Raw genomic sequence first — 3,927 nt, 5'->3', positions numbered from 1 at the left:
ACCATTCGGTGGGCCCCGCCGTTCGTTTGGCCTGCTTTTTTTGGACAGGAATTCCTGCCGGACCCGCTGGTTTCCTGCCGGGCGGCTAGGGGGTTTGCTGGGAGCGGGCGCTGGCGTACAGGCAGACGGTGGCTGCGGTGCCGAGGTTCAGGCTTTCCGCTTCCCCGTACACCGGCACGGCCACGCGGTGGTCGGCCAGCGCGATCTCGTCCTCGGACAGGCCTTGGGCCTCGTTGCCGAAGAGCCAGGCGGTCGGCTGTTCCAACGCATACACCGATTCGGCGGCGGAGGCCCCCAGGCGGCGGGCGGCGTTCTCGTCCTGGAGACGGTCCAGGTCCAGTTGTCCCTTGCCGTCCGCGGCCAGCACGCCGACGCCACGCTCCCGGCAGCGGGCCACGACTTCCTCGACCTCCGCGCCGAGGACGACGGGCAGATGGAACAGGGAACCCGCCGTCGACCGCACGGCCTTGGGGTTGTAGATATCCACGCTCGAGCCGGTCAGGATGACGGCGTCGGCGCCGGCGGCGTCGGCCGCCCGCAGCACGGTGCCGGCGTTGCCGGGGTCGCGGACCTGGCACAGGACGGCAATCAGCCGCGGGCCGGCGTCGAGCACGTGCTCAAGGCTGACGTCCAGGAAGCCGCAGACGGCGACGATGCCCTGTGGGGTGACGGTATCCGCCATCGCAGCGATCACTTCGTCGGTTGCGAGGTGCGCGTGGGTTCCCTCGGCCAGCTGCTCCAGCTCCGGGTGGCGGTCCAGGCAGGCCTCGGTGGCGTACACCTCATAGACGATGCCGGGCTCCCCCGCGGCGATCCTCTTCCGGTGCAGGACCAAGGCCTCTCGGACCGCCTGCGGGCCTTCGGCCAGGAACTCGCGACGCTTTAAACGGGCCGGGCGCCCGGCAAGCTGTGCCACCTTCCTCATCCGATCAGCTCGGGGGTTGGAGAGTGGAAAGTCTTGCGGGCGCCCGGTTTCGTTCATATAAGAACCTTAGTGGCTATTCCAGCCGGCTCTTGAACGAGGCAGTCTTTCAACTGCGGGAGGAACTACTTTGCAGCCTCGTCGGCGGCCTTCTTGGCAGCAGGCTTCTTCGCGGGAGCCTTCTTGGCAGCCTTGGGAGCCGGAGCAGCCTCAGCCTGGACGGCCGGAGCGGACGTGTCGGCAGGCAGCGAGTCCTTGGCGACCTTGACCAGCGCGGCGAAGGCGTTGGCGTCGGAAACGGCCAGCTCGGCCAGCATACGGCGGTCAACCTCAACCTCAGCGGCCTTCAGGCCCTGGATCAGGCGGTTGTAGGTCAGGCCGTTGGCGCGGGATGCAGCGTTGATGCGCTGGATCCAAAGACGGCGGAAGTCGCCCTTCTTCTTCTTGCGGTCACCATAGCTGTACACAAACGAGTGCAGCAGCTGCTCTTTTGCCTTGCGGTACAGGCGTGAACGCTGTCCGCGGTAACCCTTTGCGCGTTCGAGGATAACCCGGCGCTTCTTGTGGGCGTTAACCGCCCTCTTCACACGTGCCACGTGCGTACTCCTTAGAAAATTTCTGATCCCAAGCGTCTACTGCCGGAACGGTCCGGCTGGCCTGAGAAGCCTTTTTGGTAGTTGACTGCTGCCTGGTGGCGAACAGTCCGAGAACTTGGAACTTAGATGCCGAGCATCTTCCGGATGACCTTGGCGTCGCCCTTGAAGACGATCTTGTCGCCGGCAAGGCGACGGGTCAGCCGGGAGGACTTGTGCTCGAGGTAGTGGCGGCGGTTGGCCTGCTGGCGGCGCAGCTTGCCGGTACCGGTCAGCTTGAAGCGCTTCTTAGCACCGCTGTGGGTCTTCATCTTCGGCATGGGAACCGATCTCCTTACGTATCCGCAGAAAAGTCTGCAGCTCTTTCGTGCAGCCACCCCTGCGGGCGGCGTGCTGGTTGCCTGCTGCCGGACATTGCTGTCCGGCAGCCGTGAACTAGTTGGTCTTCTTGGTGCCAGGCTTGGCGGCTGCCCGGGGGGCGGCCGGCCGTGCGGCGGGCTTCGGCGCTGCGGGCCTGGGTACCGGCTTCGGAGCAGCAACCGGCTTCGGTGCTGCTGCCGGAGCGGCTGCCTTTTCCTCGGGAGCCTTCGCTGCCGCCGGGGCCGGAGCGGCCTTCGGAGCCGCGGGAGCCTTGGCTGCTGCAGGCTTCTCGGCGGCCTTCGGAGCCGCGGGAGCCTTCGCTGCTGCCGGCTTCTCGGCTGCCTTCGGAGCCGCCGGAGCCTTCGCTGCTGCCGGCTCCTCGGCTGCCTTCGGAGCGGTTTCCGCCGCCGCGTCCTGGGTGGGGGCCTCGTCGGCCTTGGTCTCTTCGACCGGAGCCGCTTCAACCTTGGCTTCTTCAACCTTGGTCTCTTCGACCTTGGTCTCGTCAACCTTGGCTTCTTCGACCTTGGCTTCTTCGACGGGGGCCTCCGCTGCGGGTACCTCCGGCGATACGACGTAGCCTTCCGGCAGGAGGTCCGACAGCGTCTGGGTCAGCGGGGCGTTGCCACCGGAGACATCGACGCGTCCCGAAGCCTTGGCTTCGTTCTCAGCCTTGGCTTCTGCGCGCTGCGTTGCGCGGCGGGCCTCCGCCTTGGCTTCGGCCTTGTTCTTCAGCGGGCCAACCACCATGACCATGTTGCGGCCATCGATGCGCGGGCTGGACTCCACCACACCAACTTCGGCGACGTCGTCGGCGAAGCGCTGGAGCAGGCGGATGCCCATCTCGGGGCGCTGCTGCTCGCGGCCGCGGAACTGGATCATGGCCTTGACCTTGTCACCGGCACCGAGGAAGCGGAGCGCGTGGCCGCGCTTCGTTTCGTAGTCGTGGGTGTCGATCTTCAGGCGGAAACGGATTTCCTTCAGGACCGTGTTGGTCTGGTTCTTCCGGGCCTCGCGTGCCTTGACAGCGGCTTCGTACTTGTACTTGCCGAAGTCCATCAGCTTGCACACCGGAGGCTTCGCCTGCGGTGCAACTTCAACGAGATCAAGATCGGACTCGGCAGCCAAACGCAGGGCATCCTCAATACGGACAATTCCTACTTGTTCGCCTGCAGGGCCGACCAGCCGCACCTCGGGGACGCGGATACGCTCATTGATTCTTGGCTCGCTAATGTTAAAGCTCCTGTGTTCGTGAGGGGTATTCCACCGGCAAAAAGAGAAGGCCCCCAATTGCCGGAGCAATCGAAGGCCTCGAGATCGGAACTGCCGCCCTCAATGGGGCAACATGCACTTCCTGCGGACCGGAGTCCGAGGTAGTGCCCGACCAGGTACCCGGCAACCTTGACTCCTGGACAGGAGGGGCTTCCCGAAGGAAGTTTCGCGGCTGACGCGGGTGGGAGAGAACTCCGCTTGCAAACTAAAGCCAACTCTACAGAAAGACACCCGTTCAACGCACGTATGCGTCGCCGGGCGCCAACTTCAGTGACAAGCACTGCCAGTCAGAACACTGCATTCTATAAAAGCTTGAGAATAACGACATTTAGTCGGTCTGTGACAAGCTTACCAGCATGAGCACTTCAGATAGTAATTCCCACGTCTTCGAGCCCGCGGCCGCCCAGTCGGACGTCTCGCAGCAGATCCGCGACATCTCGGAAGTCCCCTCGATCGAGGTCATCACCACGGCCGCCGTGCACCTGATGAGCGCCGCCGCGGTAAAGCTCGGCCTCGCCGCCGAGGAAAATGCCCAGGAACTCAAGGACCTGGACGAGGCCCGCAAGCTGATCACCGCCCTCGCCGGTCTGGTGACCGCGGCGGCGCCCGAAATCGGCTCACAGCACGCTGGACCGTTGCGCGACGGACTCCGCTCGCTCCAGCTGGCCTTCCGCGAAGAATCGATCATCCCGGACGCTCCGGGCAAGGGCCCGGGCGAGAAGTACACCGGCCCCGTCAACTAAGCACTCGTCAGCCAGGACAACGCCGGCGTGCGGACCA

Annotated in this window: 5 protein-coding genes; 1 reads left to right on the top strand and 4 read right to left on the bottom strand. The window is 65.0% G+C overall.

Annotated features, from left to right (window positions below):
- Positions 1 to 85 precede the first annotated feature (85 nt).
- The 4 genes from Y706_RS0115070 to infC all read right to left on the bottom strand — a co-directional run bounded on the left by Y706_RS0115070 (position 86) and on the right by infC (position 3,165).
- The gene (locus Y706_RS0115070; protein WP_028277245.1) at positions 86 to 982 is read right to left on the bottom strand and encodes a TrmH family RNA methyltransferase; all 897 of its coding nucleotides are present in this window, start codon (positions 980 to 982) and stop codon (positions 86 to 88) included.
- A gap of 65 nt (positions 983 to 1,047) precedes the next feature.
- On the bottom strand, positions 1,048 to 1,518 hold the full coding sequence (gene rplT / locus Y706_RS0115065; RefSeq protein ID WP_028277244.1) for a 50S ribosomal protein L20: 471 nt from the start codon (positions 1,516 to 1,518) through the stop codon (positions 1,048 to 1,050).
- 122 nt (positions 1,519 to 1,640) lie between these two features.
- The gene (gene rpmI / locus Y706_RS0115060; protein WP_003798720.1) at positions 1,641 to 1,835 is read right to left on the bottom strand and encodes a 50S ribosomal protein L35; all 195 of its coding nucleotides are present in this window, start codon (positions 1,833 to 1,835) and stop codon (positions 1,641 to 1,643) included.
- Between the two features lie 115 nt (positions 1,836 to 1,950).
- The gene (gene infC, locus Y706_RS0115055; protein WP_275450885.1) at positions 1,951 to 3,165 is read right to left on the bottom strand and encodes a translation initiation factor IF-3; all 1,215 of its coding nucleotides are present in this window, start codon (positions 3,163 to 3,165) and stop codon (positions 1,951 to 1,953) included.
- Between the two features lie 338 nt (positions 3,166 to 3,503).
- On the opposite strand from infC, the gene Y706_RS0115050 reads away from it, so the two are divergent.
- Positions 3,504 to 3,890, top strand: coding sequence for a DUF1844 domain-containing protein (locus Y706_RS0115050; RefSeq protein WP_028277242.1), 387 nt, complete (start codon positions 3,504 to 3,506; stop codon positions 3,888 to 3,890).
- The last annotated feature ends 37 nt before the right edge of the window (positions 3,891 to 3,927 follow it).

It is taken from the genome of Arthrobacter sp. I3 (genome assembly GCF_000520575.1).
GTDB classification, from domain to species: Bacteria; Actinomycetota; Actinomycetes; order Actinomycetales; family Micrococcaceae; genus Arthrobacter; species Arthrobacter humicola_A.
This window is presented reverse-complemented; position numbering and strand designations above follow the sequence as displayed.